Here is a 4,853-nt window from a genome sequence, read left to right on the forward strand (position 1 = left end):
GGTCGAGATCGCCACCGGCAACGCGCTGTGGGAGATCGGAGCACTGGAGGACGACCGCGCCGAGCTGTACGCCGTCGGCAGCAGCGTCGGCGGGCCGGTCGGTGCCCTCGGACGCGGTGGACGGCGGGGTGCCCGGCGCCGGCGGCGGGCCGGGCGGCGGGGGCGGCGTGGCCGCGGGCATCGCCAGTTCCGTGGGGGCGTACTCCACCGCGGGCGGCGTCGACGGCGCGTCGGCGGGCGGACCGCCGGCCGACGGCGAACCGGTGTCGCCCGGGCTGCCGGACTGCTCGTCCGAGGGCTCGTCCGGCTGACCGGACGGCCTGCCCGGCGGTGGGCCGGGCGGAGGCGGCGGCTGAGACATGTTTCCCCCAATGACCGGAATCAGGCTGTCGTGCGGGCCCGCCCCGGGGTACTGGTCGGCTGAAAGTACGCAACGCTCTTTCTACCACCGGACAGCCGAACGACCCCCGGCGGTTCCCGAACGATCAGGACTTCCGGCGAGCGGGGACGGGGGGGGCCCGCGGGCCCGCCCCGTGGCTCAGGCGTCCTCGGCCAGCTCCAGCCAGCGGGTCTCCAGCTCGTCGCGCTGGGCGGACAGCTCCCGGAGCTGGGTGTCCAAATCGGCCACGCGCCCGAAGTCGGTGGCGCTGGCCGCCATCTCGGCGTGCAGCGCCGTCTCCTTCTCGGAGATCCGGTCCAGCTGCCGCTCGATCTTCTGGGTCTCCTTCTGCGCGGCCCGCGACAGCTGCGCCGGCTTGGCGGCCGGGGCGGCGGCCGATCCCCCGCCGCCGCCCGACGACGACGAGCCGGCCGCGGTCCGGGAGGCGTCCTCCCGCCGGGCGGCCCGGCGCTCCAGGTACTCGTCGACGCCGCGCGGCATCATCCGCAGGGTGGCGTCCCCGAGCAGCGCCAGCACCCGATCGGTGGTCCGCTCCAGGAAGAACCGGTCGTGACTGATCACGACGAGGGAGCCGGGCCAGCCGTCGAGGAGGTCCTCCAGCTGGGTCAGCGTCTCGATGTCGAGGTCGTTGGTGGGCTCGTCGAGGAAGAGCACGTTCGGCTCGTCCATGAGCAGCCGCAGGATCTGGAGCCGTCGGCGCTCACCGCCGGAGAGGTCGCCGACCGGCGTCCACTGCCGCTCCTTGACGAAGCCGAACTTCTCGCAGAGCTGGCCGGCGGTCATCTCCCGGCCCTTGCCGAGGTCGACGCGACCGCGGATCTGCTCGACCGCCTGGAGCACCCGGAGTTCGGGGTCCAGCTCGGCGACCTCCTGCGACAGGTAGGCGAGTCGAACCGTGCGCCCGACCTTGATCCGGCCGCCGGTCACCAGCGTCGAGACGCCCTCGCCGCCGTCCGCCGCCGTCTCGGCGAGCGCCCGCAGCAGCGAGGTCTTCCCCGCGCCGTTGACGCCGACCAGGCCGATCCGGTCGCCCGGGCCGAGCTGCCAGGTGAGCTGGTGCAGCAGCTCCCGGCCCCCCGAACCGTCGGCCTCGGCACCGACCTTCAGCGTCACGTTCACCAGGTCGAAGACGGTCCGGCCCAGCCGGGCGGTGGCGAACTTCATCAGCTCCGCGCCGTCGCGCGGCGGCGGTACGTCGGCGATCAGCGCGTTGGCGGCCTCGATCCGGAACCGGGGCTTGCTGGTCCGGGCGGGCGCGCCCCGGCGCAGCCAGGCCAGCTCCTTCCGCATGAGGTTCTGCCGCTTGGACTCCTCGGTGGCGGCGATCCGCTCCCGCTCGGCGCGGGCGAAGACGTAGTCGCTGTACCCGCCCTCGTAGGCGTGGACGGTGCCGCGCTGCACGTCCCAGACGCGGGTGCAGACCTGGTCCAGGAACCACCGGTCGTGGGTGACGCAGACCAGGGCGGACCGGCGGTCGCGCAGGTGGCGGGCGAGCCAGGAGATGCCCTCGACGTCGAGGTGGTTGGTCGGCTCGTCGAGGACCAGCAGGTCCTGCTCGGCGATGAGCAGCCGGGCGAGGGCGATGCGGCGCCGTTCGCCGCCGGAGAGCGGGCCGATGCGGGTGTCGAGTCCGTCGGTGAAGCCGGGCAGGTCCAGCCCGCCGAAGAGGCCGGTGAGGACGTCGCGGACCTTGGCGTCGCCCGCCCACTCGTGGTCGGCGCGGTCGCCGATCACCTCGTGCCGGATCGTGGCCTCCGGGTCGAGCGAGTCGTGCTGGGTCAGCACGCCGACCCGCAGCCCGCCGGCGTGGGTGACGCGGCCGCTGTCCGGCTCCTCCAGCCGGGTCAGCACCCGGATGAGGGTCGTCTTGCCGTCGCCGTTGCGGCCGACGACGCCGATGCGGTCCCCCTCTCCGACGCCGAGCGAGAGGTCGTCCAGCAGGGTCCGGGTGCCGTAGACCTTGTGGACCGATTCCAGGTTGACGAGGTTCTTCGTGGGTGTGGCCATGAGGGGTCCCAGGGTAGTGCGGCGGGCGGACGGCTCGGGCGGACTCCGGCGGCGGGGGCGCGGGGCGGTACTGACGGCGGTGGCAGTGGCGGTGACGGTGACAGGGGCGGTGGCGGTGCGGCGCGTGCTGGTGACGCGGGCCTTCGGCTCCCGGTCGGGGCGCGCCCGTCCACTCCCTCGCCACCCGGCCGACGCGGGGGCGGCGCGCGCCGCCCCGCCCGTTTCCGGTCGGACCGGTGTCCCGGGCGGCGCGGCGGTCGTGCGGTCGTGCGGTCGTGCGGTCGTGAACGATCCGCCGCGGGACGGGTGCGCCCTCCGGAACGGGGTCAGTGCACGCCGCGAACGGGCGCGGAGACCACCCGGGCCCCGGGTGCGGGGCCGGTGGTGACCCGTGCCGCGCGGCAGGTACCGGACTCCGCGAGCGCGGCGGCGATCCGGTCGGCGGATGCGGCGTCCGGCGCGAGGAACGCGCAGCTCGGTCCGGAACCGGAGACGAGGGCGGCCGGCGCCCCGGCCGCGAGGCCCGCCGCCAGAGTGTCCGCCAGCGAGGGCCGCAGCGACAGCGCCGCGTCCTGGAGGTCGTTGGCGAGGGCGCCGGCGAGACCGGTGGTGTCCCCGTCGCGCAGCGCCGTCAGCAGCTCGGGGGACGGCTCCGGGGCGGGGACGGCAGCGTCCCCTCGGAGCCGGTCGCACTCGGCGTAGACCTTCGGGGTGGAGAGCCCGCCGTCCGCGAGGGCGAACACCCAGTGGAAGGGCCCCGAGACGGGCAGCTCGGTGAGCACCTCGCCCCGGCCGCGCCCGAGCGCGGCGCCACCGACGACGGAGAACGGGACGTCCGAACCCAACTCCGCCGCGATCGAGAGCAGTTCGTCGCGCGGCGTGGCGGTGCCCCAGAGCGCGTCGCACGCAAGCAGCGCGGCGGCGGCGTCGGCGCTGCCGCCGGCCATGCCCCCGGCGACCGGGATGTCCTTGTCGATGTGGACCGCGACGTCGGGGCGGCGGCCATGGTGCGCAGCCAGCAGTTCCACCGCGCGCCAGGCGAGGTTGGTCGCGTCGGCCGGCACGAGGTCGGCGCCGGGCCCGGTGCAGCTGACGCGCGCACCGCCGCTGTCGGCGGCGGCTTCGGCGGCGGTCTCGGTGACGGTGACGCGGTCGTGCAGCTCCACCGCCAGGAAGACGTTGGCCAGGTCGTGGTACCCGTCGGGGCGGACCGGGCCCACCGCGAGCTGCACGTTGACCTTGGCCGGTGCCGTCGCGGAGGCGGTGCGGGGCGCGGCGCCGACCTCGGGGCCACCCGCGGGGCCGCCGGGGGTCCGCGGGTCGGGCGTGGTGGCGTCGGGTGCCGACGCGGTGATCGACACCGACGCGGTGCCGGGCTCGGGACGTGCGGTGGTCACGCTGCCTCCTCGGTGGCGCGCCGGGGGCCGTTCTCGGCGATCCGGGCGAACTCGTCCACGGTCAGTGCCTCGCCCCGCGCCTGCGGGGAGACGCCGGCGGCCGTCAGCGCCGCCTCGGCGGCCGCCGGCGAACCAGCCCAGCCCGCCAGCGCCGAGCGCAGCGTCTTGCGCCGCTGGGCGAACGCCGCGTCCACCACGGCGAAGACCTCCAGCCGGGAGGCGGTCGTCACGGGCGGGTCGCGCCGCACCAGCGACACCAGGCCGGAGTCCACGTTCGGCGCGGGCCAGAAGACATTGCGCCCGATGGCGCCCGCGCGGCGGGTGTCCGCGTACCAGGCGGCCTTCACCGACGGCACGCCGTAGACCCGCGAGCCGGGCGGAGCGGCCAGCCGGTCGGCCACCTCGGCCTGCACCATCACCAGCGTCCGCTCGATCGACGGGAACTGGGCCAGCATGTGCAGCAGCACCGGGACGGCGACGTTGTACGGCAGGTTCGCGACCAGCGCGGTCGGCGCAGGGCCGGGCAGTTCGGTGACGCGCATCGCGTCGGCGTGCACCAGGTCGAACCGGTCGGCGTGCTCCGGGGCACGGGCGGTGACGGTGGCCGGGAGCGCCGCCGCCAGCACGTCGTCGATCTCCACCGCGGTGAGGTGCCCGGCTGCGCGCAGCAGCGCCAGGGTCAGTGAGCCGAGGCCGGGGCCGACCTCGACGACGGCGTCGTCCGGGCCCACCCCGGCCGCGCGCACGATGCGGCGGACGGTGTTGGGGTCGATCACGAAGTTCTGGCCGCGCTGCTTGGTGGGCCGGACCCCGAGCACCGCCGCCAGCTCGCGGATGTCCGCGGGGCCGAGCAGCGCGTCGTCGGAGACGGCTGCCGCGCCGGGGGCAGGGGTGCTGCGCGCCGGGGTCGCGGCGGCGGTCGCACTGCCGGCGGCGGGGCGACCGGTGGCGGGGTCGTCGGTCGCGTCGCCCTCGGCAAGGGCCGGGAGATGACCGCCGGCCAGCTCTGCGAGAAGTTCGGCTTCGTCAAGGAGCGGCAGTGGACGCCG

Annotated in this window: 3 protein-coding genes and 1 pseudogene; all 4 read right to left on the bottom strand. The window is 75.9% G+C overall.

What is annotated here, in order from left to right:
* Positions 1 to 361 (bottom strand): annotated as a pseudogene (locus tag HCN52_RS24945) (hypothetical protein); the annotation flags it as partial.
* Between the two features lie 177 nt (positions 362 to 538).
* Complete coding sequence (locus tag HCN52_RS21905; protein ID WP_168090170.1) at positions 539 to 2,407, bottom strand: ABC-F family ATP-binding cassette domain-containing protein; 1,869 nt, start codon at positions 2,405 to 2,407, stop codon at positions 539 to 541.
* Between the two features lie 326 nt (positions 2,408 to 2,733).
* A complete protein-coding gene (locus tag HCN52_RS21910) occupies positions 2,734 to 3,762 on the bottom strand; it encodes a 4-(cytidine 5'-diphospho)-2-C-methyl-D-erythritol kinase (protein WP_168090171.1) in 1,029 nt (342 codons plus the stop codon).
* Between the two features lie 38 nt (positions 3,763 to 3,800).
* Complete coding sequence (gene rsmA / locus HCN52_RS21915; protein WP_168090172.1) at positions 3,801 to 4,658, bottom strand: 16S rRNA (adenine(1518)-N(6)/adenine(1519)-N(6))-dimethyltransferase RsmA; 858 nt, start codon at positions 4,656 to 4,658, stop codon at positions 3,801 to 3,803.
* Positions 4,659 to 4,853: the final 195 nt, after the last annotated feature.

Source organism: Streptomyces bohaiensis (assembly GCF_012033785.1).
In the GTDB taxonomy this organism is placed as follows: domain Bacteria; phylum Actinomycetota; class Actinomycetes; order Streptomycetales; family Streptomycetaceae; genus Streptomyces; species Streptomyces bohaiensis.

Coding starts and splice junctions, on each gene's coding strand:
- HCN52_RS21905 (WP_168090170.1), bottom strand. CDS start 2,407: ATGGCCACACCCACGAAGAACCTCGTCAACCTGGAATCGGTCCACAAG.